This window comes from Turicibacter sp. HGF1, from assembly GCF_000191865.1.
GTDB lineage: Bacteria > Bacillota_I > Bacilli_A > MOL361 > Turicibacteraceae > Turicibacter > Turicibacter sanguinis.
The window spans coordinates 1-25,178 of sequence record NZ_AEXQ01000111.1; the positions used below are offsets into that span (position 1 = coordinate 1).

Consider the following 25,178-nt stretch of genomic DNA (forward strand, 5'->3'; position numbering starts at 1 on the left):
TAGTATCACATCCACTACATCTAATACCTTTCATTCTAATATCCTTTCAAATTCCATCCTTCATACAAATCCCACTACACACCATCCACTACATTTTTTTAAGCACCATTTAATTTTCAATCATCACACCACCATTAATTAATCGCATCCCCCCTATACATCCACTAAGCTCCTAGCATTACCTCCACTACATCTAATACCTTTCATTCTAACATCTTTTAAAATTCCATCCTTCATACAAATCCCACTACACACCATCCACTACATTTTTTTAAGCACCATTTAATTTTCAATCATCACACCACTATTGATTACTCACATCCCACCTATACATCCACTAAGCTCCTAGTATTACCTCCACTACATCTAATACCTTTCATTCTAACATCTTTTAAAATTCCATCCACTATACCATCCCATTCACTAACATCCTTTTAACATCATTATAAATTTGTCCCAACTCATTTATCACTACTTCCTAAAATAACTTTGATAGATCCTCCAATACACATCCCCAAACATTAAAATAACTATTCTAAAAAAATCCCATCATTGCAGTAAAACACCTACCAAAAAATAGCTTCCATCTCCTAACATCATCCATCCATTCATCCAACAAAAAAATTGCTTACTAGTCCTAATCCATCTACCAATCATCAAAACAACATAGTCCTATTAATAAAAACATTACACAAAAAGAATTCCATCATATTCATCATAACGTCAAAACAAGCATCGACCCATTCGAAACAACTATTTTAAACTCAACTTTACCACTCACAATAACTCCGTAGCATTAAATCTAACATCATCTAACTAACACATTGCAACATTCAAAAAAAAACTCTTTATATCTACACATCATTCTAAAACTACCACCATCTAATAAATACATTCTAAACATAATCATACTCCAAACGTACCACTAACCCTACTACTCCAACTACACCCTTTCACTCCAATCGCTCAGTTATAAATGTATAAAAAAACACTCTCTCCTTTCATCCTAACGGTCATCCTATTCCACACATATTGATTCAAGCTTTTAGATTAATTTTTTAAAAATAAACCTTCTTCTTACTATTTACCTACACATCCTAACCTAACTTAAATAATAAGAAGATCCCTTTATCAAAACATTATTCCACGTAATATTCCTACACCTATCATCCCTATATTTCACTTAATAACTAACATTTTTCTAATAATAGATAAGGCTCCCTTTATAGGGAGTCTTTATTATTTATTTTTATAAAAATAATAACGCTAAGCAACATTATGATGTATAATAAAAAGGTAATAACGTTTAAAATTTAAATATTCTAGGAGGGTTTTTGTATGTCAGAGAAAAAATATAATCCATTAAGTTTATTAAGCGATGCTCACTTATGTGAAGATATGAGTTGCTGTACAGACACTTACTTATTAGATCGTTCAACGATGAAATATGAACCAATCCAAGAAGTAGCAAATAAAGAAACAGAAAAAGAAGAAGAAAAATAAAACAAAAAGAACATCATCTATGTTTTAGATGATGTTCTTTTTGTTATTCACAATAACAAATCCACACCTTTAACCTATCTACCCTAACTAAGACGCTACTCACTTAATACAGATGCACTCTTTTAATATCACCTTTGGTTATGCCTCGACTATTAATTGTTATGTCCCGCTAACTTTCACTCTGTGAAACAAGCTGGGCTAACAATAACTCCGCTAACCCGAATTTCATTTAATACAGACATCTTCTTTCAATATGGGTTCGGCTTACGCCTCACCTATCATCCGCGGAATCGCCTCTCTTCGCTCGGCATATAGATGAACTAACGCGATAAAATCGCGAGTTCATCTAACAAAAAAAGACTGCCTCCTATTAAGAGACAGTCTTTAAACTTAAGAATATTAAGTTTTTGGGCCCTGATGCAAATATCTCATTTGAGATGCCACTAGAAGAAACAGGTTGTTTCTTTTACATCACCTAGTGGACAATAAAGGTTTGTTTGTGTGTGTATATGTTCTGAAAAAAAATGGCGCTTAAATTGCGCCACTTTTTAAACCATTACTATTCAGCAGAGAATGGTAATAATGCCATGTGACGAGCACGTTTAATAGCAACTGTTAATTCACGTTGATATTTAGCGCTTGTTCCTGTTACACGACGAGGTAAGATTTTTCCACGATCAGATACGAAACGTTTTAATAAATCTACATCTTTATAGTCGATTTTCGTAATTTTGTTTGTAGTGAAATAACAAACTTTACGACGACGACGTCCTCCACGACGGAATTGAGCCATGTTAGTTCCTCCTATTCATAAACAAAAGTATTTATTTTATTCTTTATTTAAAAATTAAAATGGTAGATCATCATCTGAAATGTTAATAGTAGAACTGAAATCAGGTCCATTATTGAACGAAGGTGATGAATTGCCAAAGTTTTGATCTGGACTTGGAGCTCCTCCAAATGGGTTTCCACCAAAAGCATTGGAAGATTGTTGTGATGGGAATGATGGCGCACCACCATATCCTCCACCGAATCCACCAAAGTCTTGTGATGGCTGAGAACCAAAGCTTCCACGATCAGCAGATGCAGAGCGTGGTTCTAAGAACTGCACGCTATCGCAAACAACGTCTGTTGTATAGCGAGTTGATCCATCCTGAGCTTGATAGCTACCAGTTTCAATACGTCCTTCCACTCCGATAAGAGATCCTTTACGTAAAAACTTCGCCATATTCTCAGCTTGGTTACGCCATGCAACACAGTTGATAAAATCTGCTTGGCGTTCTCCATTTTGACTAGTGAAAGTACGATTAACCGCGATGCTAAATCTCAAGTTAGCAATACCATTAGTGGTATACTTTAACTCAGGATCACGAGTTAATCGCCCTACTAAGACTACGCGATTAATCATTTATCTCACCCTCACTTAGTACTGATTAATATTATTCTTCTTCTTTAATAGCGATGTAACGGATAACATCTTCGCTGATTCCAGCTAAACGATCGAATTCGTTTTTAGCTTCGATTGAAGAGTTAACAGTTAATACTACATAGTAACCTTTAGTGAAATCTTCGATAGCATATGCTAAATCACGCATACCCCATTCTTTCATTTCAACGATTTCAGCTCCCATGTTAGTGAACATAGTGTTGAATCCTTCAATAACAGCTTTGCGTCCTTCTTCTTCTAAGTTAGGACGAACGATGTACATAATTTCGTATTTTCTCATTATAGTGCACCTCCTCTTGGTCTAGACGGCTCTTACCGAGCAAGGAGTAATCTTCAATTACTCACAGTCATATATTATAGCACAGTGTGTCGTACTATGGCAAGTCAAAAAAAACTAGACTCACCATTTCACAAATAAAAATAAGCACGTTTAAAACGTGCCTATTTGTTAAAATCATCACCTAATTCTAGTTGCAATTATACAATGTACTAGATGATGATTCAAATTTATTATGGTTATATAACTTAAACCTTATTCAATCATTATAAAATTTAACCACGTGCTAATTTCGTACGTAACTTAGTAGAAATAGTTTCAACAATTAAAACTAAAATAATAATCCCAAGTAAAATAGCTCCTGCTTTTGACCAGTTAAAATCGTTCATCGCAAAAATTAATGGTGCACCAATTCCACCTGCCCCAACTAATCCTAAAGTAGAAGCATCCTTAATATTGATTTCAAAACGATAGATAACCGTTGAAGCGAAATCAGTAAATAACTGAGGTAAAATGCCATAACGAATTTTCTCAAAAGTATTGCATCCTGCGGCATCTAATGATTCTAATATTCGCTTATCTAAATCTTCAATCGCCTCAATATATAACTTTGAAATCATACCAATCGAAACAACAGATACGGTTAAAACACCAGCGAAAGCTCCTGGTCCTGTTACACGAAGAAACATTAACCCATAAACAAAGGCTGGGAATGTACGAATTGCAGCAATAAAAGTAAGAGCAATAAAATTAACCCATTTTGGTGCAATATTACGAGCTGCTAAGAACGCTAATGGTAAAGCTAAAATGGCTCCAATAATTGTTCCGACAAAAGCGATGGCGATAGTTTCTAGTAATAAGGCCGGTACTCCTAATTTAAAATCAAATAAGAAATCAGCATCAGGCTGAAATAATGAGCTCACAATATTAGACATGATTGTAAATCCATTTTCTTTAATCCCTGTAAAAGTTATCGTCCCCATCGCCCATGCAATGATAACGAAAATAAAAGCGATGGTTAGGGATTTATGAATCCATCGATTTGGTTCTTTTCTTAATTGTTGATCAATAGTTAATTGCATATTACCCCAACCTTTCTCGGATATAACGACTAATATTTTCAATCACGATAATAGTCACAAATAACAATAATAATATCATTCCAACTTGATCATATTGACGCCATCCTAATTTTTCTTTTAATAATAATCCAATCCCACCTGCCCCAACATATCCTAAAATAGTGGCAGCACGAACATTAATTTCTAACGTATATAAGCACATTGAGAAATAGTTAGGTAAGATTTGAGGTGTAATAGCAGATTGAAAAGCTTCTAATTTTGTAGCTCCAACAGCTTCCATTGCCTCAAATGGTCCCATATCGATTGTCTCAATTTTTTCATATAACATTTTAACGACAATACCAAATGTAAAAATAGAAATTGCAACGGTTCCAGCAAATGTTCCTAACCCAAACACATAAGTTGCAAATAAAGCAATAATTAAGGTCGGAATCGTACGAACAATACTTAGGATAAATCGCATAATCCATAATGAGCATTTTGATTTATTAATATTTGAAGAAGATAAAATAGCAACTGGGAATGCTAATAAACTACCAATAATTGAACCTAAAATAGACATCTTAATCGTTTCCACTAATGGGGGAATAATTTGATCAATAATTGACCAATCTGGGGATAGCATATCTTTTAAGATAATAAAGAATTGATTTCCACGTCTCATTAAGGCATTAAAATCAAATCCTGTAATCGTAGCAGCCCCCCATAATGCAAGTGCTAATCCAATTAAAATAAAGGGTGCGACTGAACGAGGTGGCTGAATCTCTTTCCCATTATCTAACGTAATTTTTTTGGGTTGAAATAAATCTCTCATTCGCTTCATTCTTAAGCCTCCATTAATTCATCAGCTGCTAATTCGCGACCATAGATTTGTTTTAAGATTTCACTATCTACCATATTTGACGGACCATCATAGACAATTTCTCCTGCTTTGATTCCAATGACACGAGTTGCATATTTTAAAGCTAAATCAACATGGTGAATGTTAATTAAGACTGAAATCTTCATTTCTTCATTAATACGTTTAAAATCATCCATAACTTGAGTTGCAGTAATTGGATCTAATGCCGCTACAGGCTCATCTGCTAAAATAATTTCTGGTTTTTGGGCAAGTGTACGAGCTAACGCAACACGTTGTTGTTGCCCTCCTGATAATTGATCTGCACGAACATAGGCCTTATCTAAAATTCCTACTTTATCTAATGCCTCTAACGCAATCACTTTATCCTCTTTTGAAAAGACACCAATCATTGATTTATAAAATGGCATATCAGGAACACGTGATGTTAAAACATTATTGATAACTGTTGTACGAGTTACTAAGTTAAATGATTGGAAAACCATTCCGATATGACGACGGAATTTACGTAATGATTTTCCTTTTAAATCATTAACATTTTCACCATTTACAATTAATTCTCCGTCTGTAATATCATGCATACGATTAATCGTACGTAATAACGTTGACTTTCCCGCTCCAGATAATCCAATAATTGCAACAAATTCACCCTGTTCAATCTCTAAATTAATATTTTTTAACGCATGAAATCCATTTGGATAAACTTTATTTACATTATTAAACTTAATCATCGACTTCTTTCTCCTTATCTTCTACATGAAAGAAATGAGCCCAATTAGGACTCATTTCTAATAGATTGATTATTTATTTGATTGAACTAATTCGTTTGCTTTACGAGCACCATCATAATCTTCAGACGTTCCAATTTGGTATCCTTTATGGCTATAGATTGAAATAATTTCTTTACCTACTTCAGTATTTCCAATGTTGATAAATGCCTGTTGGATGGCTGCTTTTAATTCAGGTGTCATCACTGGATCTTTAGTTACTGAAATCGTATCATTATAAATTCCTTCTGTTACCCCAATAACATTTGTTTCTTCCCAGATTGACGATTCACGACCAAAGTCATTTACCCATTGATTTTCAAAATCAAGACGAGCATCTGCATAAGTAACCATAATATCGATTTGACCATTAGCTAATTGTGATAGAGCTGTTCCATATCCGTCTAAAGCTACTTTATTTGGTAAATCTAATATTGAGATGCCATAGTTATCTTGTAACCATAAAGATGGGTAAATATATCCTGCTGATGAAGAAGTACTTCCTTGCACTCCCCAAACTGCTGATTCTAAATCTTCTTTTGTTAATGTTTCACCATTATTAATCTTAGCCGCTAATTCTTGACCTTTTGCAGATGGTCCAGCAATAATTAACGCACGATAATAAGTAACTTGGTCTTCTGTATTTGCAGTTGGTGCTGTATTCCAATCTACCGGATTTTCAGAATCATGATTTAATCCAAAACGTGTTGCTGTTAAGGCAACATCTACATCATTATCATATAGTACGTAAGTTCCACCAGGAATAAATCCAACTTGAGCTGTACCTGAAGCTAATGCTTCTCCAACAGCCTCGAAACTTGTTCCAACTGTAATTTTAATATCTTCAAATTCAAATCCTTGAGCTGCTAACTCTTCTTTTAATAATCCCTCTAAAGGTTCTGTTGCTTTCTCAATTTCCTCTGCATTACGTGATGGAACGAAATATACCACTAACTCGTTTAAGTCTGCCGAACTTGATCCACACCCAGCTAATGTTAAAAATGCAATCATCATAACCGAGAAAAAATTCAATAATTTCTTCATTTTGGTAGTACTCCTTTCACTTTTTAAATACCTATCTAAAATATCTAAAAAATAATATCATTTTTTCGACTTTTTTCTACAATTATTGTTAATACGATTTAAAATCATACAAAATTCCCACAGACTTCAACTGAGTATAAAAAAAAGAATTAAGTAAAGTTTACTTAATTCTTCTAAAATAATTGATTTAACTAAACATTGAAACGGAATAACATAACATCCCCATCTTGTACGATGTACGATTTTCCTTCTAAACGGTAACGTCCTGCTTCACGTGCCGCTAACTCAGAACCATATTTTACTAAATCATCAAATGAAACAGTTTCGGCACGAATGAATCCGCGTTCGAAATCACTGTGGATAATTCCAGCACATTGTGGAGCTGTCATTCCTTTAATGAATGTCCAAGCACGAACTTCTTGCACTCCAGCTGTAAAGTAAGTCGCTAATCCTAATAAATCATAAGCTTCGCGAATTAATTGATCTAATCCACTTTCTTTGATTCCTAACTCTTCTAAAAATGCTGCTTTTTCTTCTTCCTCTAATTGAGAAATTTCTTCTTCGATACGAGCACAAACTTTAATTACTTTTGCCCCTTCACGGTCAGCATATTCAACTAAAGCTTTAACATATTCGTTATCTTCACCAGCCATTAAATCATCTTCACCAACATTAGCAACATATAAAATTGGTTTTAAAGTTAATAATTGTAAATGTTTGATAGCTGCTTTATCGTCATCTGATAAATCCATTGCACGTGCAGGTAATTCTTGATCGAATCCTTCTTTTACTTTTTCAAGTACTGCAACTTCAGCTTTTGCATCTTTATCTCCAGATTTAGCTTGTTTTGCTAAACGAGTTAAACGACGATCAACTTGCTCCATATCAGCTAAGATTAACTCTAAGTTAATAACTTCAACGTCACGAACTGGATCTACTGAACCTTCTACGTGAATGATATTTCCATCTTCAAAACAACGAACCACTTGAGTGATTGCATCTACTTCACGGATATTGGCTAAGAATTTATTTCCTAATCCTTCTCCATTACTTGCCCCACGTACTAATCCCGCGATATCTGTAAATTCGAAAGTTGTTGGAACTGTCTTCTTAGGACTAACTAATTCCGTTAATTTATTTAAACGTTCATCCGGAACCTCAACAACCCCAACATTTGGGTCAATTGTTGCGAACGGATAGTTTGCTGCTTCAATTCCAGCTTGAGTAATTGCATTGAATAAAGTTGATTTCCCGACGTTTGGTAAACCAACAATTCCAGCCGTTAATGCCAATGTCTTCACGTCCTTTTTATCTAACTGTATAATATCTTTTTTATTTTACACTATTTTAGTCCTTTTAGCAAAATCAACTCGAGATAATCACAAAGATATCGACTAAAAATGCGCATCCTAACTTCCATTAAGTTGGAATTTTTTTATTTCATTCCTCATATAATGAGAAAATAAATCGTTATTTGACATCACCTTGAAAGGATGTGGATTCATGACTCAAATTAATTTTTCAGTAAAAGGATTAATCATTAAAGACCATCATTTTTTAGCTTTACACAAAAGCAATGCCAAAAATAACTTCTTAGACTTACCTGGTGGAAAAACACATATGAAAGAAAGTGCTGAGCAAGCATTACTTCGAGAAATCGAGGAAGAGACTAACCTTATTGTCTCACCCAAAAAAGTATTAAGCACCTGGCAGTTCGTTAATGATGATTACCTCATTATGGGCGTTTTATATCTATGCGATTTAGTTGGGGGTGATCTAGTTCTTTCAAGTGAACATAACTACTACGAATGGTTACCACTTAATCTAGACTCAGCTACACGACTAAATCCTTCATTATCTGACGCAATTTGTCAGTTAGATTTTAAAGCACTTTGAGGTCTATTTTTCATCTTTTCGCATATGCTATAAATGTATTGGTTTTTCCTTTACACTCTTTCAAAAATTTTAACACTTATCCATTAAAAGATAGCCCAGGCAAAATGACCTGGGCTTTTACTATGCCTTTGTTAACCACATCTTCACTTCTTCATTCCATATTGATAAAGGAATGTCTTGATAATTTAAGATTTCAAACAGTGAAAATTCTAATTCTTGTTCTTCAATCTGACGCTCAATGATTTGTTTAAACTGACATCTTAACATAATCTGTGGATGAGTTAACAATGGGATTTCAACTTCAGTAAACCCATGCTTTCCTTTAACTAAGAAATAATGATAATTAAAATTTTCAATATTCAAGTGATCATTTTGTGTGCTCACCACCTCTAAATTCAAATCGACTCGAGGCAATGTTCTTGAAAACTGACGATTTTTTTGACGTCGAAATCTAATATTTCGTTCAATATCATTATAGATACTTTTATCCACAATTTCGCTCGGTAAATGCGGGACACGATCATATAAAATCTTAATTAATTCCTGATAATTTTCTTCAGATATTTCATTTACTTCAAAAACATACCGATAGGTGTCATCTGAATCCACACGAATTAATTTCCCTTTAAATGAAGCCTGATAGTCTTCTCGAGTTAAACTAATCGGATAAATCTGATCACTTGGAATCAAGTATGGAAAATCTGATTGTACAGCAATTCCTTTTTCTGAAATATCATAGGTTTTTAACGATTTTAATTCATGTTCCACTTCAATAGTTACATCCGTCTCAATTTTAAATCGATCGCTCATCCGATAGACAGGGCGACCTAAAACAAAGAATAATGCCATTAATAATCCATAACTATTTGTCGCTAACCAAAATAAAGCAATGACGTACTCACTTCCATCGCCTAAAAACAAATGATAAAATGAACGGATCATTCCAATGAATGTCAATGCTAGTAAAATAAAATGAGGAATAGCCAGCTTTAAAATATCAGAATTTTTATGAACGACTTGTTTATCCTTACGTGTAACTTCAAATTTTTTCATACTTAAACCGATTGACTCTAATAAAACAGCTGGAATTAAAGAGGGCATCATAATAATTTCATAAACATTCGTCCACTTAATACTTCGAACATTTCCCGAAAAGCGACGAAGTGTCATTCTAATCATGACATACATTGGCAACCAAAAAACAATGACTTGAATTAAGTTTGCTTTGACAACGACCACATTAAAGACTGTAAACATAATCGGTGCCAACAAATAAATGATTCGCTTTAAACAGTTATACCAATAAAAAATCGCATTTGTATAGTTGATTCGTTGTTTCCATGTTAGTCCTTTTAAAAGTAATGGACAGTAACGACGAAATGTTTGAATACATCCACGGGCCCAACGATTACGTTGTTTCAAAATCCCCTCTAAATCATGTGGTGATAATCCAGATGCTTGAATGGAATCTACCGCATATGAAAGATATCCTTTACTTTGAATCAACATCCCCGTGGCAATATCTTCGGTGATAATTCCTGTGACGAATCCCCCTATTTCATTTAAGGCCTCTCTTGATAAAATGGTGTTACTTCCACCATAAATAACAGAGTTACTTTCATTTTTTCCAAGTTGAATATCTCGATAAAAATAATCCTGTTCATTCGGAATCCGATCTTCAGAGAATAAATAATATTGGAAAATGTCTGGGTTATAAAACACCTGCGGAAGCTGAATAAATCCAAGCTTTTGGCTTAAATTCTTTTCTTCAATCCCTCTTTCACGTTCTAACTGACGTTTTTGCTCATTTTCAATGAAAAATGGAATACTCTCAAGTAAAAAATGCTTCATCGGTATCATATCTGCATCTAGTGTCACCACATAAGGGGATGTTGTAAGGCTTAATGCATGATTTAAATTCCCTGCCTTTGCGTGTTCATTATCCACTCTACTTATATAATGTACACCTAAATGCTTGGCTAACTGTTTAACATTCGGACGATGTCCATCATCTAGTATATAGATATGAACCTTTGATAAATCCGGATACGCCATATTCTTACATCCTATAATGGTTTTATATAACAGTTCCTCGGGTTCATTATATGTAGCAATATAAACATCAACATGTGGATAAAGCTCTTTATCTACCACTTCCGGTTTTACGGGCACAATCAGTTTAGTTACATTTAAGAAATGAATAAAACATTCACTCATCCCTAGTAACTCAACAATTAACAAAATAAGTCCGCAACTAATAGAAAACCATCCGTATCCAATCGGAATCGTAAAAAAAATTCGCCAAATAAAGTACACTGTTGAAAATAAAACATAAAATAACAGCCACTTTCGATGGCTTCTTATTTTTTTTGTTTCCATCGTTACTCTCCTTTCGAAAAGTTAAAAAATTCAGGAACTAAATTTGAAGGACTGACTGAAACTAAAACAATATCTGGCTGATACATCGGAACTAATTCATACAGTGAGCCACCTTCATAATAACGTAAGTCAATGAGTTTCATTTCACCAACCGTTGTGGATAAAAAAGCAGCCAATGGTAACATAAAGGAATCTTTAATCATTAAAATTTTAGGACCATTCTCATATAAATTATTTTTAATCCTTACTTCTCCATAATTTCCACCTAAATAAACCATATAATGGTCGGCCTCTATCCCTAGATCCTCAGATAACCAATGGGTTTGAAGAACGGTTTCATCAAATGTAGCTGTTACCGTATTCCCATCCCAAGTATAAGTTAAATTCGTTTCAAACATTGGCTTAATGACTATAAAATCATCCATTCCTGCATAACCATAACCGGTTCGTTTTCCTAAAGAACCCAGAAATGATTGAGGATAACTAATCTGTTCATACTGATTTAAGTCCGTATAACCTTCATCTAACACCAAACCATATCGCTCATTCAAAAATGAGACAACCTGTGTAAATCCCCAAAAGGCAGTCCTTGGTGTCCAGTGGTGATCAGTATCAAAAAATAAATCAGACGGTTCGATTCCACTTTGCAAAATATCCTCTCGTAAATCGAGGTAATCAATCTTATCTTCAGACAACTTTCTTAAAAATTCATCTGCCCCCTCATTTGCATAGTTATAAGGTAATCCTTTACTAAAGGTCGTATAACCCTTAATAACTTTATCCGGTGGCATAATAAATGCTACATCCACAGCATACAAATCCAAATAATTTTTAAAATTTTTCATTTCTTGATTAATCTCACTCATATCATTAGGTCCTTTTGAAAAATAGGAAAAATGTAATTTTCCCTGTTCATCTCGGATCACATCAAAATTATCTACCTCATTTTTTCCCATCCATTTTTGAATCACTCCATAAAAATCTACAAACTGAATCTTCCCAATAAAATTCTCATTAAAGTAAGTTTCAAGTTGTGTAGGATTATCGAGTTCAACCTCCTTCGGTGTCTGAATCAGATGAAAGATATTGAGTGCACTCATCCCTAAAATTGAAACCATCAATACACTAGTCGTCACTGACTTTACCTTCATCCTATTCACCTCCTAAAAATTAAAATAAATAAATGGATTATACGTTCCCTTAACTAAATAAGTAACACTAATCATGAACAATAACCACATTGCAATGGGAGAGATCCACTTCATTCCCTTAATAGGTTTTAGTGGAACCGCAAAAATTAATCCCGCCATTAAAAAAAGCCCATACTCTTTTAGATACATTAAATCCTGTGAAATCAAGAAGTGAGATTTTAATGGATTAAGCATGGAACCAAAGTATGAAAAAGCGTCGGTCATACTATTCGATCGAAATAAAACCCACCCAAACAATACGACCAATAGCGTATAAACTCTTGGCCAAACTCGACCTTTTTTTCGCATCCACTTCGTGAAAGGAAATAGCTTCTCAATTAAAATAAAAATAAAAAACCAAAGTCCCCATACAATAAAGGTCTCCTTTGCTCCATGCCAAATACCAGTTAATAACCAAACCACAAATAAATTACGAATCAATATATCCGGGTTACCAACACGGGAACCTCCGAGTGGGAAATAGACATAATCTCTAAACCATTGACCGAGGGAGATATGCCAACGACGCCAAAATTCAGAAACAGATTGTGCGATATATGGAAAGTTAAAGTTCTCATCAAAATGAAAGCCAAGCATCAACCCGAGTCCAATTACCATATCCGAATAACCACTAAAGTCATAGTAAATCTGAAGTCCATAAGCTATAGCACCTACCCATGCAAACACCAATGACAATCCATCATTAACCTGTAAAAACGCACGATCGGCCACAATTGCAATCGTATTAGATAACAATACTTTTTTTGCTAATCCAATCACAAATCGGTTCATTCCCGTACTGAAATCATTCCAATTTTCTCGACGATTTTCGATTTCCCAAGCAATGGTATTATAACGAACAATAGGTCCTGCTATGAGCTGTGGAAAGAATGAAATATACAACCCAACATTTAAAATATTATGCTGGGCCTTAGCATTTTTCCGATAAATATCCACAACATAAGAAATACTTTGAAACGTAAAAAATGAAATTCCAATCGGTAATAAAAAATCAGGAATCGGTAACTGATAATTTCCTTGCGTATTAATGAACATCATCGTTGGTCCTAAGTACTTAAAGACAAATAAAATACCGATGTTATATAAAAGCATCCAAAACATGAGCCACTTACCTGCTTTAGATCCGTGCTCTACCTTCTCCGACCACAAGCCTAAAAAATAATTAACGACGATGGAAGTGATCATCAACCAAACAAAAATAGGCTCTCCAAAAGCATAGAATAAAAGACTAACAATTAATAAAAAGACATTACTAACTCGGCGAAATGGTTTTAATAAAAAATACCCGATCCAAACGAAGGGCAAAAATGCAAATAAAAAGATTGTAGATGAGAATAACATCATTCAAAACCTCGCTTTACCTAACTACCCTTTACAAGTAGTATGTGATAAAAAGACTTTATTAAAGATTGGCAGTCCATCTATTTGGGTAAAACATTCACCAAACTATTTCATCCATTAAAAAGACATTCTTTCATTAAAAAGAATGTCTTTTTCTAGATTTTGAAAATAAAATAATGCCTATAAAACCAATTAGGCTACAAATACTCACAACCAAAGTGACCTTTTGTAGGATCGTTCCTTCGTATGAAACCACAATCATCCCTTCGCCTACAATATCTCGAACAATGACACGAACGACTCCATTGTCTCCACTCCCAACCTCTAAAGATTCGTCATTCAATTTCGCCCCATATCCTTTGTAATAAAGTAATGGGACCTTAATCTCTAAATCAGGCTGTGTTTGTCCACTAAATTTAATCGTAATCGTCGTCCCCACTTGATTCGCAACATAATCAATATCCTGATTAACAAAGTACTGATTCTCACGTTCGATCATCAAATCATTATCTGTCTCAAGAGGAATATACTCCCCATTTCCAACCGTATAATGGCGATCTGTAATCGAATTTGATGAGGTATCGGTTCTCGCTAAAGGATCCACTAGAATTGGATCATAATAATTAATCGTTTCATACTCAGCTTGAACCCCAAGCCACACACTCCACGCTACAATAATGATACCTAGAATCTTTCCAATTTGACTTGATAACGAGTAAAACAAGGCAAAAGCCAACGTTAAAAAAGACGTCGCAATCATTAATAATCGCCATGGAAACTGAAGACGAGCAAAAATCGGGATATATTTCAAAACAAAATGCCACGGAAACAAATGACTTGTCATGATTAATACCATAAAACTAATGATAACTCCTATCCAGGCTACATTTTTTTGCCTTTGAGTGGCTTCTTGACGTTGTGCTAACATGCCGAGTAAGACAATCCCAATAATAGAAATCCCTACTCCACCTGGAAACCAATCATCAGGAGATCCACTAATCGAATACGTTAAAAACACATCCTTTAATGAAAATAACCAATTCAAATCATAATTTGAGTTGTCAGATACCCTAAATTTTTGATTCATTAACAGCTCAAACATTGGAAACAAACAATAACTAACCAATAAGATGGACATCATAGTCGCTTTAATCAAGCTCCATAATCGCTTTCGATGTCTAAATAATTTAATAATCGAGAATAAACAAATCGCCACCATAACTTCACACCACATCGAACCACTCAGTAAATGCGATAAAAAAACACCACTAAATCCAATAGTTAGCTCATACCATTTTCTCTCATCATCAAAAAAGATATAGTAAATTCCAAGAAGGATAAACGGAATAAACATAAACGCTAAAACTTCACCGAGTGCAGCTCGTGTCCACACATCCACAATGCGATATAAAGACACGGTATAAAGCAGCATTCCAAGTCGTGATGCCCACTCGTGATGCGTGATTTTAATTAAAGCACGATATATAAATATGGCAGTCAGTGCAGTATAAACTAAAATCATGATTTTATAAGCTAAAATAACATCAACACCGACTAAACACAATAAAGCAGCGGGATATAAAAACAAATCGGGATACATGATTCCATTTGCGTAACCATAACCATAAAAGTAATCTGGATAAATTCGCACCGGAAATTCACCAAATTGTAATCCTTTTGAGATAGCTTCGATTCGTGATAAATGAAAAATTAAATCATGCCCGCCGGGAATCGTTTCGTTAAGTAATCCAAAACAACTTAAACAAATGGCGAGCAATAAAAAAATCCACAAACCTATATTGAATTTCTTCATGAAAAAACAAGCCTCCTAAAAAAACATTCCTCCTTATATTTCCACTTTTTGAACATTATATACGGAAAAAGGAAAGTCTTTCGACTTCCCTTCTCTAATAATAAAATAAAGAGATCTCCCTTAGGAGACCCCTTTGATTTATATTTTTTTAAGTTTGGAACGGCCTACAATTAAAATAAAAGCAATGAAACTAATAATACTAATACCAAGCGTTATATGTTGTAATGTTGTTCCTTCATAGGAAACCACAACTATTCCATTTCCTACAACTTCTGGAATAACAAAACTAACAGCTCCATTGCTACCTGATATCACTTCAAGTGATCGACCCTCTAGTTTAGCACCATAACCCTTGTAATAAAGTAGCGGCACTTCAACTTGTAAGTCTGGTTGAGTCTGCCCTTCGAATTCAATGGTGATCGTTGTCCCCTCTTGTTTTGTTTTGTATTCAATTTCTTGATTTACACGATATCGATTTTCAAGTCCATACATATTGATAATATTAGTTTTTAAAGGGACATATTCAGAATTTCCAACCGGATAATCACGATCATTAACTGCATACTCTGATATCTCCTCGCGAACTAAAAGACTTGAATCTACTTTCGTCATATATCTCAACGTTTCAATTTGCGCTTCTACCCCAACTATGACACTAAGGATTACCGTTAAAATCCCTAACACTTTAGCATAGCTCGTTGAATATGAATAAAAAATAGCAAAAGCTAAAACTAATAATGACGTTGCTATCATTAATAATCGCCACACAAACTGAAGACTTTCAAAGACTTTAGCATACTTTAAAACTTCATACCATGGGAAAATATCACTCATCATCACTAATACAACAAGACTAATGATGACACTTCCCCAGGCAACAACTGATAATTTTTTAGGAATTTCTTGAATCTGTGCTGCCAAACCTATCGCAATAATCCCCATTACTGAAAATCCAATTCCACCAGGAAACCACTCATTAGGATGACCTTCAATTTTTGAATCTAAAAAAATAGCCTTTAATGGTAAAACAGAATCACCTAAATAATACGCAATATCTTCAGACATTTTAAGTTTTTGGTCCATTAACTGTTCAAACATTGGAAATAGGAAAAAACTAACTAACAAAATCGTCATTCCTGTTGCTTTAATTAAATTCCATAATCGTCTAGGTTCTTTAATCATCTTTGGAATAAACACAATACAAATCACAACCATAACAGATGACCACATAGCTCCGCTCAGTAAATGAGATAAGAAAATTCCTGTAAATCCAATCGTTAACTCATACCATTGTCGGTCATCATCAAAAAAGATATAGTAAATTCCTAGTAAAACAAATGGAATAAACATAAACGCTAGCACTTCTCCCAGTGCTGCTCTTGTCCAAACATCAACAACTCGGTATAACGATACCGTATAAAGAAGCATCCCAAGTCTTGATGCCCACTCCTGACGGGTAATCTTTATTAGCGTACGATACATAAAAATAGCAGTCAAAATTGTACACACTAAAATCAAGCCTTTATATGCCCAAATGACACCTATCCCTGTTAAACAAAGAAAGGCAGCGGGATATAAAAATAAATCGGGATACATAAGACCATTTGCATATCCGTACCCTTTAAAATAATGTGGATAAATTCGAACCGGTAACTCTCCAAATCGGATCCCTTCAGATAACGATTCAATTCTCGCTAAATGAAACGATAAATCATGTCCCTTTGGCAAGTCATTCATAAATAATCCAAAGCAACTCAATCCAACAGCTGCAACTAAAAATACTAATAACCCTACATTCAATCTTTTTGTTAGAAAATTCATTCTCTAAACCTCCTGCTATAAAACAAAAACCTATTTTATCCAATTCAAAAAAGAAAGTCAAATGACTTTCCTTTTCTAAAATAAATTAAAATACCAATCTAATAACGACTACCCATAAAACAAACAAATATACGAGGCCATTGCAATAAATGGCCCGAACCCAATGACTTTTGCTTTATCTTTCATAAATAATAAAATATAACTTAAAGCAATAACTGACGCGATAAAAATAGATAAAAAGGTTGGTGCTATCCCAAGAACAAAACCAACGACAGCATAAAGTTTGATGTCTCCACCACCTAGTGCCTCTTTCTTAAATAAAAGTTGTCCGAGTAATCCAATGACGTAAAGTGTCAAAAAACCAACGACTGCACTTACCAAAGCACTCATCAAGTCGAGTTGTGGATAAAGCACATATAAAAAAACGATGATAGCTCCCCAAAACAGCAACACCTTATCAAGAATCAATTGATAATAAATGTCTGACACGGTGATGATGATTAGCATTGAGAGAAAGGCCCACGCAACAAAAATATGTCCTGTTTCAAATCCTTCAAAACCATAAAACCAAACCGGGAACACAAATAGAAGTCCCGCTACGATTTCTGATAATAAATAAATCGGCTTAATGTGCATTTTACATTCACGACATTTTCCACCCTGAATGATATATGAGAGAATCGGGATTAATTCAATAGCTGTCAGTTGATGTCCACACCCCGGACATCTCGAACGGTCGCTCACCCAGTTTTCTCCGATTGGCATCCGGTAACCCACGACGTGGTAAAAGGACCCAAGAGCAGCTCCCAAAAATAAAAGTAATAAGTAAAACAAACGAAAACCTCCTTTCATCATACTATACGCTATTTCTCTACCACTTCTTTTTATTCTAAATATGCTTTTGCATCTTCCATTCCAATGACCCCATACATCATCTGTTCTTTAATTGCCATTTCCATTGTTTGCATCCCCATCTCTTTACTCGTTTGGATGACACTTGGAATTTGATAAACTTTTTCTTGACGGATTAAATTTGCGATAGCAGGAGTATTGACCATAATCTCACACACAGCTTTACGACCATCACTATCTTGACGCTTAAATAGACGCTGCGCTACTACCCCAACTAGACTTCCAGCTAACTGCATACGAATTTGAGTTTGCTTCTCTGCTGGGAAAACATCAATAATACGTTCAATCGTTGAAGCGGCTGATGAAGTATGTAGCGTTCCAATCACTAAATGGCCTGTTTCAGCTGCTGTTAAAGCAATTTGTATAGTTTCTAAATCGCGCATCTCCCCTACTAAAATAATATCTGGATCCTGGCGAAGGGCAACACGTAATGCAGAATTAAAATCCTTCACGTCTGATCCAATTTCCCTTTGATTAATCACACATTTATTATGTTTATGCTGAAACTCAATCGGATCTTCAAGCGTAATAATATGCTTATGGGCGTTTTGATTCACATAATTAATCATGGCAGCTAACGTGGTTGATTTACCTGAACCTGTAGGACCAGTTACTAACACAAGCCCGCGTGGTTTATCCATAAAAGCTTTTAAAATAGGAGGTAACTCAAGTTCTTCAAATGTAGGAATTTTATTTGGAATCGGTCGAATATCCAGTGCCATTTGGCCACGTTGATAATAAGCATTTACACGAAAACGTGAAACCCCCGGAATACTATGAGAAAAATCGAGCTGATAATTTTCTTGAAAGCTTTCAAAATGATCTTGCGGAATAATTTCATGTACTAATGCTGTCACAATTGACGGTGCTAAGACGTCATCATTTAAGGGGCGTAATTCTCCCCTTAAACGAATCATCACTGGTACCCCTACTGTAATATGAATATCTGAGGCTTTAAGCGTAATCGCCTCCGTTAAAATCTCATTAATTGATTGCATATACTTTCTCCCTTAATTACTAAATATAAAACTATTTGAATTGTATTTTTGTAATAAAAAGCTACACATATTGTGTAGCTTTTTAATTAGAATAAATTTGGAAGATTAGAAATTTCATTCTCATCTACTTGTTTAATTGTTTTAATTTCAACAGCTTGACTTTGAGCCCCTACTGATAAATTATTTATAAATATATGATCTTTCATATCTGGAGTTAGTGCCTGATATAAAATCAAGACTTTTGAGTTTGTTGGAACTTTTGTTGCTAAAGTAAAACGAATCTTATCCATTTTGTTTTGTGAAGACAAGTGAATTCCAACCCCATCGACTAAAGACAGTTTAATTCCACTCTCTTCTTCAACGACCTGATAAACTTTAATATCTTTTAGTGCAATATTAAAGTCTGAATCTACGTCTAAAATTACTTCTTGTAATGGAGATTTATAGGTGAAAATTCCAGCAAAATTAACATTCGTCTGTCCTACAAACGTCTGTATTGATTCTCCTAAAGACTCAATAATATCAACAGCTGTTTTATCTGAATTTACCCCTCCATATAGTCCATGAAGTATATCCGTTTGTGGTTCAAAAAATTCATAATTGGCTTCAAAGATATTATTGTCATAATTAATATCAAACGTAACACCTTGAGTTAAATCAACTATCTGCAAGCTATCGCCATTCTTTTGAATCACATCAAAATCTTGTAAGGCTTCTGGAACATTTACTGTTAGTGTATACGTTCCTGTTGGAACATTATCTAAAATAAATTCACCTGCACTATTTGGAGTGATACTATATTCCATTCCACCTTGACTACGCACATTAATCATGGTCTGCTGTAGAACGCTATTAAACTCCTCTGAAATTAATTTAATGCGAATTTGCCCTTTTTTAATAGATAAATCTAGTGACTGTGTTCCTTCAATTGGTTGACTACAAGTATTAATACAATAGCGGCTATCTCCACTAATTGTTACGCGAGTTGGATCAGTAACTAAAAACTGATTACTCGACCCAATTTTTAAATGATAACTAGCAGACATTGAAGGTGAAGTTAAGTTACCTATATTTTGAGTCAAATTTCCATTAAGCATTAAATAGGTTGGGAGTGATTTTAATGTATAACTTAAGTCTATATAGTTCTCTTGATAAGATTGTTCTTTTTCAAAAGTTGCTAATAACTCTACAACATCACCCACTAAGAATGTAGTAGTTTCATTAGCGGTAGATAAACTAACATTTAATAAATCACTGTCAACAAGATCTAGTGTTCTGAGAACCTCTTCTGATTTTGCTCCTCGATCATCGATAGCATAAACCTTCACCTGTAATTGGGTGTAATTACTATCTGCTATCTTCCCATAACCTGAAAGAGTATTTTTATCTAATGTTACTTTAAAGCTTTCATTATCTTTTCTATCTTCAAATAGTAACTCATCACCCAAAGAAATATCACATTTGTTATTTCTACACGCTTTCACCTCAACGGTAACATTCATTAAATCTAAATCGATATCACGTGGAATAACATTAAATTCAATTTTACTCTGAGCTCTTGCAATCTGTTGATTATTTTCTAGATTCTGCACTTCAACAGTTGGACGATGATTCGCCCCTCGTTCAGCTTTAATAATCGTATTAATAAATAGTTTTAATTCTGAATCAGGATAGTGAATATATTCTCGGGTTTGTTCGCCTGTTCCCGAGAACGTAATATTACCTTTTGAATAAGTATAATAATTATTTCTAACATCATATGGATTAACTTGGGTTGCCATTAAGTTTCCACTACCACTTCCTTGATTTCCAGTTGTTCTATTTGTCCACATCGTATACCAAGGAATAACCTCTTCATCTTCAAGATTCAATTGATAGTATTGACTATGTGTTCTTCTTATTTCTAAAAGTTGATCGTCGCCAGTTAATTTATATGGATATTGCGTTATTAAAGCACTATTTGTTTCATAAACAGAGGTTGCCATTGAGGCATTAAAACTTAATCCACGTTGCCAGGGAACCATACCATTTGAATTATTTCCACGAATATTATTTTCATAAATGGCATCAGTTCCATCTAAATTAGTAACTAACTGACCATTTATATAAGTAGGATACCTAGATTGACCAGCATAAACGCGGAATGTGTTAAACATTGTTCCCTGATTCCAGTCAATTGTATCATGGGTTAACATAATTCCTTGTCCTGTCTGTACAAAGCTAGTCATTTTATCTACGAGCAATTTCGAGTCACTCTGTGTAAAAGTTCCATTTCCATAAGAATCCTGAAACCCTACAATCACCATATCATAATACCCATTTAATTGTTTCATTTTATATTGTTCTTCGGATAATCGAGAATCATCTGCTTTTAAATAATTAATATAATCTCCATAATAAACAATATCAATTGTTATCTTATAATCCTTTAAAGCAGGTGTTTTTAATAAATTATTAAACTTCTCATTTGTTTTTAAATTTAGAACTGAGTAGTTATTACCACCTTCTGAATTAACCGAGGCATAATTACTTTGATTAGTAATTTGTAAAACATTAATTAACTTCTTCTCTTCGGTCAATCGATGAAAGAAATTACTTCCCGTTAAATATGTTTTCGTTTGATTGACATCTTCACGAACAACTTCTAACTTCCATTCTAACAACCCAATAAAATCAGGATGAACAGAAAAATCAAGTTTATAGTTTTCTAAAGGTAATGAAAGCTGCGTTCTTGTCACTGCAAGCTCATCTTCACTATATAATCCATCACCATTTAAATCTAAATATAATTTTAATGTGACATTTTCTCGTGAATTATCAGCATTTTGAATCGTTAAATCCAAATATCGATTTCTATTTGACGCCTTTCCATCAACAGAATTCGAATCAGTTGTCGTAATATCATTAGGAACCGGATCGATAACAGTTAAATCAAATCCTTTTTCTTTTGTATCTAAAGAAATATAATCTCTAATAATCATTTCCAATGTTACTGTGTTTGCATTTCCTACCTTAGATGTCGTCAAAGTCTTCCTTACGTTTTTCTGTGATGTATTGTTAACATTTGAAAACACCTTATAAATATTAGTATCTATATAATCATAATTTGAATTTTGATTATGATTAATAATATTTGAATCGATATAGACTAATTGATTCTTACTCATAAAATCAATCAATTCATTAGCCTTTCGCATTGTAATATCATTTTCTTCATTATTATTACCACGGTCATAGTAATAATCTCGATATCGGTACTGATTTAGCTCATCGGTTGAAGACGTGATGCTCGAATCATTATAACGTCCAAGTACAATGACATCATATTTTCCATCAATTTTTTCAGATTTCCCTATAAATTCAGGCATTGACATGCGAGTAATTGTGACAGGATACTTAGCATTATCCACAGTCATTTCAAAACTTTCAGTTCCCGTCTTAATTTTGTTAAGTACAGAAATACCTGTTAACGTAAAACTATCTGCTGGTTGAATCTCTAAAATATTAATCGAATTATTATCATACACAACTTCCAGATTATCAATAACTTCAATAATTGGAGTATCGATTAGTTTCTTAACTTCTTTACTATTGAAATCCGTATACATTAGATTTGTAAACTCAACATCGTCTTTATTAGCAAAAGTAATTTCACCTAATTCATCTGTATCAACTTTTATCTTAAAACTAATATCAAATGAAGATGCCTCATATTTATAGGTACCATCTGCATTCTGCTTAGTTGGAAAATACCTTACTTCAGGCACATCTACTTGATAAGTTGTTTCTTCTATAGGAAATAAATTACTTATTGGCGTAATAGCTTTTCCAAAATCAAAGTTCAATTTTGGAAAAATAGATGTTATATCCAAAGATAATGAGTGTTGCTGACTCTGAAATAAAGTATTTCTAATCAGTTCTAACTCAGATTTAATATCTTTTTTTCCTACTCCCTCACCTGGCATGGGATCAACTTCAAAGTAATGTGTATTTTTTCCACCTAGAGAGTCATGAACCTCTTTTAATGTTCCCCCTGCTCCTTGCTGCCCTAATTTTAAAGAAACAATTTCATAATTATTATTTTTAATATCACTTCGGATACTCTCATCGCAAGTGATATAATCGTTCGAAATGATTATAATTGCTTTACCTTTATTACTCGACGAATTAGACAATAAAGCATTTGCTTCTTGTAAAGCAGTATCAATAGTTCGAATTGATTCACTACTAATTTGATGAAGATTATTTAACAGTGTATTTAATACCTGTTTCTCCTCTTCAACCTCTAAACTAAATAAATCAATATAATCTATCAGTGGCCATGTCGGAAGAATAATATCATTATTACCAAATGGAATAATAGCTAACTTTTTTGATTTTAAGTCATCATTGTTAACGATTTCATCTAAAATATTTTGCTTTATATTTGACCATATTCCAAATGTATACATTGTGCTTGAAGCATCTAATAAAATTACAATTTCATCAACATTCTTATTTTCTAAAATTGAATCAGTGTATTCAGCATCAAATGGTTGTGGATCAATGGTGTAGGTTAATTCGATTTCTTGACCTCTAGAGGTAGTAATAAAATCATCAGATGTTAAATGTGCTAAAATCTCCGGATATGCTTTCTCCTCATAACTTCCCTGTACTTGGAATGTATATTCAGCAATATTACGATCAAAGTTAATCATAACTTTTGCATTACGTTTATCTTCAGAAATTTGCAGTCCTTCTGGTAGTTGTTGCACTACTAATTCATAATTTCCAGAGGGAATCGTATCAAAAACAATATATCCATCCTGATAAACACCTTGATAATTAGAGTCTTTCATAGATACTGTGGATAACTGAGAAATATTATTTCCTGATTCATCAATAACTTTTACTCTAATCTGTCCTCTTTTTACTGTGACTGTAGTTGAATCACTTCCAATTTCATTTTTACTGCTATTTCCCTGTTTAATCTCATAGTTATATGAACCATCCAATTTATATTGTTTCAAATTTTCATATGTAATCTCTGAGTCATCATTAATAATGAAATTATAGTCTAAGCTTGTCGTTTCAGTAACCGTACCAAAATTAAGCGTTGAATTCCCTCCAACTAATTGGAAATTACTTGGAATCGAACTAACTGTAAAGTTCAACTTATTAAAGTCAATATTAGTAACATTAGGTCGAATAGGTGTTACACGAGCTATGGCTGTATCTCCAATTAAGTATCCATTTGATAAGGACTGAAAATCAAGTTGAAGCTTATTAGATATATCGACATCAAAAGGTGCGATAGTAATCGTCGGACTTGGGATTAAAACAGATTGTTTATTTCCATAAATATCAGTATAGGTTATATCTGTACCCGGGGTAAATACCTCTATATCCCCTACTACATCCACCTTTATTTTAAACTCAATTATTTGCGCTGGAGCATGATACCAGTTATTATCTCCCAGTTCATAAACAATTGGATCAATTTTAATCCCATTAACCACAGTCGTTTCTTCTAGTAAAGTAACTGAATCAGCTAACTGCAAATTTAATTGTGCATCATTAAAAGAATAGCTCTTGATTAATTGTTCAGCAATTTTTTCAAATACGGCATCAATTGCTCCTTCATCAGAAGCAAAGAATGTGCTATTATCACCTGTCACAGCACCTCCCATTGAAGCATGAATTTCTTGGAGTTTTTTATTGGCTGTTGAATTGCTAGCTCCTAGTCCGTAACCTATAGAAAAAATATTATAATTATTATTGCTAATAATATTCCCTATTTCTATAGCATAATTGGTTGAAGTATTGACATTTGACGATGAGCTGTCATT

General features: G+C 33.8%; 18 protein-coding genes. 2 read left to right on the top strand and 16 right to left on the bottom strand.

Annotation, left to right across the window (positions count from 1 at the left end; genetic code table 11):
- Positions 1-1,338 precede the first annotated feature (1,338 nt).
- On the top strand, positions 1,339-1,503 hold the full coding sequence (locus HMPREF9402_RS14615; protein ID WP_006784587.1) for a hypothetical protein: 165 nt from the start codon (positions 1,339-1,341) through the stop codon (positions 1,501-1,503).
- A gap of 559 nt (positions 1,504-2,062) precedes the next feature.
- Here the strand turns inward: HMPREF9402_RS14615 and rpsR are convergent.
- The 8 genes from rpsR to ychF form a co-directional block, all read right to left on the bottom strand.
- Positions 2,063-2,296 carry a 30S ribosomal protein S18 gene (gene rpsR / locus HMPREF9402_RS10825; protein ID WP_006784586.1) on the bottom strand — a complete coding sequence of 78 codons (234 nt, stop codon included), beginning with the start codon at positions 2,294-2,296 and terminating at the stop codon, positions 2,063-2,065.
- A 54-nt stretch (positions 2,297-2,350) separates the two neighbouring features.
- Positions 2,351-2,911: a single-stranded DNA-binding protein gene (locus HMPREF9402_RS10830; RefSeq protein WP_006784585.1), complete on the bottom strand. Its 561-nt coding sequence runs from the start codon at positions 2,909-2,911 to the stop codon at positions 2,351-2,353.
- A gap of 31 nt (positions 2,912-2,942) precedes the next feature.
- Positions 2,943-3,230, bottom strand: a complete 288-nt coding sequence (gene rpsF / locus HMPREF9402_RS10835) for a 30S ribosomal protein S6 (RefSeq protein ID WP_006784584.1) — start codon at positions 3,228-3,230, stop codon at positions 2,943-2,945.
- A 272-nt stretch (positions 3,231-3,502) separates the two neighbouring features.
- Positions 3,503-4,309 (bottom strand): phosphonate ABC transporter, permease protein PhnE, encoded by an 807-nt coding sequence (gene phnE / locus HMPREF9402_RS10840; protein ID WP_009607392.1) that lies wholly within the window; start codon positions 4,307-4,309, stop codon positions 3,503-3,505.
- A gap of 1 nt (position 4,310) precedes the next feature.
- Positions 4,311-5,132, bottom strand: a complete 822-nt coding sequence (gene phnE / locus HMPREF9402_RS10845; RefSeq protein WP_006784582.1) for a phosphonate ABC transporter, permease protein PhnE — start codon at positions 5,130-5,132, stop codon at positions 4,311-4,313.
- Positions 5,133-5,134: 2 nt separating this feature from the next.
- Positions 5,135-5,899, bottom strand: a complete 765-nt coding sequence (gene phnC / locus HMPREF9402_RS10850) for a phosphonate ABC transporter ATP-binding protein (protein ID WP_006784581.1) — start codon at positions 5,897-5,899, stop codon at positions 5,135-5,137.
- A gap of 69 nt (positions 5,900-5,968) precedes the next feature.
- Entirely contained in the window at positions 5,969-6,979 is a 1,011-nt protein-coding gene (locus HMPREF9402_RS10855; RefSeq protein ID WP_009607374.1) for a phosphate/phosphite/phosphonate ABC transporter substrate-binding protein, read from the bottom strand.
- A 191-nt stretch (positions 6,980-7,170) separates the two neighbouring features.
- Entirely contained in the window at positions 7,171-8,271 is a 1,101-nt protein-coding gene (gene ychF / locus HMPREF9402_RS10860; protein WP_006784579.1) for a redox-regulated ATPase YchF, read from the bottom strand.
- 211 nt (positions 8,272-8,482) lie between these two features.
- Between ychF and HMPREF9402_RS10865 the strand changes: the two genes are divergently transcribed.
- On the top strand, positions 8,483-8,875 hold the full coding sequence (locus HMPREF9402_RS10865; protein ID WP_006784578.1) for an NUDIX hydrolase: 393 nt from the start codon (positions 8,483-8,485) through the stop codon (positions 8,873-8,875).
- A 120-nt stretch (positions 8,876-8,995) separates the two neighbouring features.
- Here HMPREF9402_RS10865 and HMPREF9402_RS10870 read toward each other — a convergent pair whose 3' ends face one another.
- The 8 genes from HMPREF9402_RS10870 to HMPREF9402_RS10905 all read right to left on the bottom strand — a co-directional run bounded on the left by HMPREF9402_RS10870 (position 8,996) and on the right by HMPREF9402_RS10905 (position 25,007).
- Positions 8,996-11,254 carry a glycosyltransferase gene (locus HMPREF9402_RS10870; RefSeq protein ID WP_009607390.1) on the bottom strand — a complete coding sequence of 753 codons (2,259 nt, stop codon included), beginning with the start codon at positions 11,252-11,254 and terminating at the stop codon, positions 8,996-8,998.
- 2 nt (positions 11,255-11,256) lie between these two features.
- Positions 11,257-12,405: an alginate O-acetyltransferase AlgX-related protein gene (locus HMPREF9402_RS10875; protein WP_009607383.1), complete on the bottom strand. Its 1,149-nt coding sequence runs from the start codon at positions 12,403-12,405 to the stop codon at positions 11,257-11,259.
- Positions 12,406-12,417: 12 nt separating this feature from the next.
- Positions 12,418-13,806 (bottom strand): MBOAT family O-acyltransferase, encoded by a 1,389-nt coding sequence (locus tag HMPREF9402_RS10880; protein ID WP_009607379.1) that lies wholly within the window; start codon positions 13,804-13,806, stop codon positions 12,418-12,420.
- Positions 13,807-13,942: 136 nt separating this feature from the next.
- Positions 13,943-15,619: a hypothetical protein gene (locus HMPREF9402_RS10885; RefSeq protein WP_006784572.1), complete on the bottom strand. Its 1,677-nt coding sequence runs from the start codon at positions 15,617-15,619 to the stop codon at positions 13,943-13,945.
- A gap of 138 nt (positions 15,620-15,757) precedes the next feature.
- Complete coding sequence (locus tag HMPREF9402_RS10890; protein ID WP_009607388.1) at positions 15,758-17,440, bottom strand: hypothetical protein; 1,683 nt, start codon at positions 17,438-17,440, stop codon at positions 15,758-15,760.
- A 108-nt stretch (positions 17,441-17,548) separates the two neighbouring features.
- Positions 17,549-18,274 carry a prepilin peptidase gene (locus tag HMPREF9402_RS10895; RefSeq protein ID WP_009607385.1) on the bottom strand — a complete coding sequence of 242 codons (726 nt, stop codon included), beginning with the start codon at positions 18,272-18,274 and terminating at the stop codon, positions 17,549-17,551.
- A gap of 50 nt (positions 18,275-18,324) precedes the next feature.
- A complete protein-coding gene (locus tag HMPREF9402_RS10900) occupies positions 18,325-19,350 on the bottom strand; it encodes a type IV pilus twitching motility protein PilT (protein WP_009607377.1) in 1,026 nt (341 codons plus the stop codon).
- Between the two features lie 86 nt (positions 19,351-19,436).
- Entirely contained in the window at positions 19,437-25,007 is a 5,571-nt protein-coding gene (locus HMPREF9402_RS10905) for a DUF5057 domain-containing protein (protein WP_009607384.1), read from the bottom strand.
- Positions 25,008-25,178 lie beyond the last annotated feature (171 nt).

Excerpts from the sequence above, each read along its gene's own strand:
- HMPREF9402_RS14615 (WP_006784587.1), top strand. The coding sequence starts at position 1,339 with ATGTCAGAGAAAAAATATAATCCATTAAGTTTATTAAGCGATGCTCAC.
- rpsR (WP_006784586.1), bottom strand. The coding sequence starts at position 2,296 with ATGGCTCAATTCCGTCGTGGAGGACGTCGTCGTCGTAAAGTTTGTTAT.
- HMPREF9402_RS10830 (WP_006784585.1), bottom strand. The coding sequence starts at position 2,911 with ATGATTAATCGCGTAGTCTTAGTAGGGCGATTAACTCGTGATCCTGAG.
- rpsF (WP_006784584.1), bottom strand. The coding sequence starts at position 3,230 with ATGAGAAAATACGAAATTATGTACATCGTTCGTCCTAACTTAGAAGAA.
- phnE (WP_009607392.1), bottom strand. The coding sequence starts at position 4,309 with ATGCAATTAACTATTGATCAACAATTAAGAAAAGAACCAAATCGATGG.
- phnE (WP_006784582.1), bottom strand. The coding sequence starts at position 5,132 with ATGAAGCGAATGAGAGATTTATTTCAACCCAAAAAAATTACGTTAGAT.
- phnC (WP_006784581.1), bottom strand. The coding sequence starts at position 5,899 with ATGATTAAGTTTAATAATGTAAATAAAGTTTATCCAAATGGATTTCAT.
- HMPREF9402_RS10855 (WP_009607374.1), bottom strand. The coding sequence starts at position 6,979 with ATGAAGAAATTATTGAATTTTTTCTCGGTTATGATGATTGCATTTTTA.
- HMPREF9402_RS10865 (WP_006784578.1), top strand. The coding sequence starts at position 8,483 with ATGACTCAAATTAATTTTTCAGTAAAAGGATTAATCATTAAAGACCAT.
- HMPREF9402_RS10870 (WP_009607390.1), bottom strand. The coding sequence starts at position 11,254 with ATGGAAACAAAAAAAATAAGAAGCCATCGAAAGTGGCTGTTATTTTAT.
- HMPREF9402_RS10875 (WP_009607383.1), bottom strand. The coding sequence starts at position 12,405 with ATGAAGGTAAAGTCAGTGACGACTAGTGTATTGATGGTTTCAATTTTA.
- HMPREF9402_RS10880 (WP_009607379.1), bottom strand. The coding sequence starts at position 13,806 with ATGTTATTCTCATCTACAATCTTTTTATTTGCATTTTTGCCCTTCGTT.
- HMPREF9402_RS10885 (WP_006784572.1), bottom strand. The coding sequence starts at position 15,619 with ATGAAGAAATTCAATATAGGTTTGTGGATTTTTTTATTGCTCGCCATT.
- HMPREF9402_RS10890 (WP_009607388.1), bottom strand. The coding sequence starts at position 17,440 with ATGAATTTTCTAACAAAAAGATTGAATGTAGGGTTATTAGTATTTTTA.
- HMPREF9402_RS10900 (WP_009607377.1), bottom strand. The coding sequence starts at position 19,350 with ATGCAATCAATTAATGAGATTTTAACGGAGGCGATTACGCTTAAAGCC.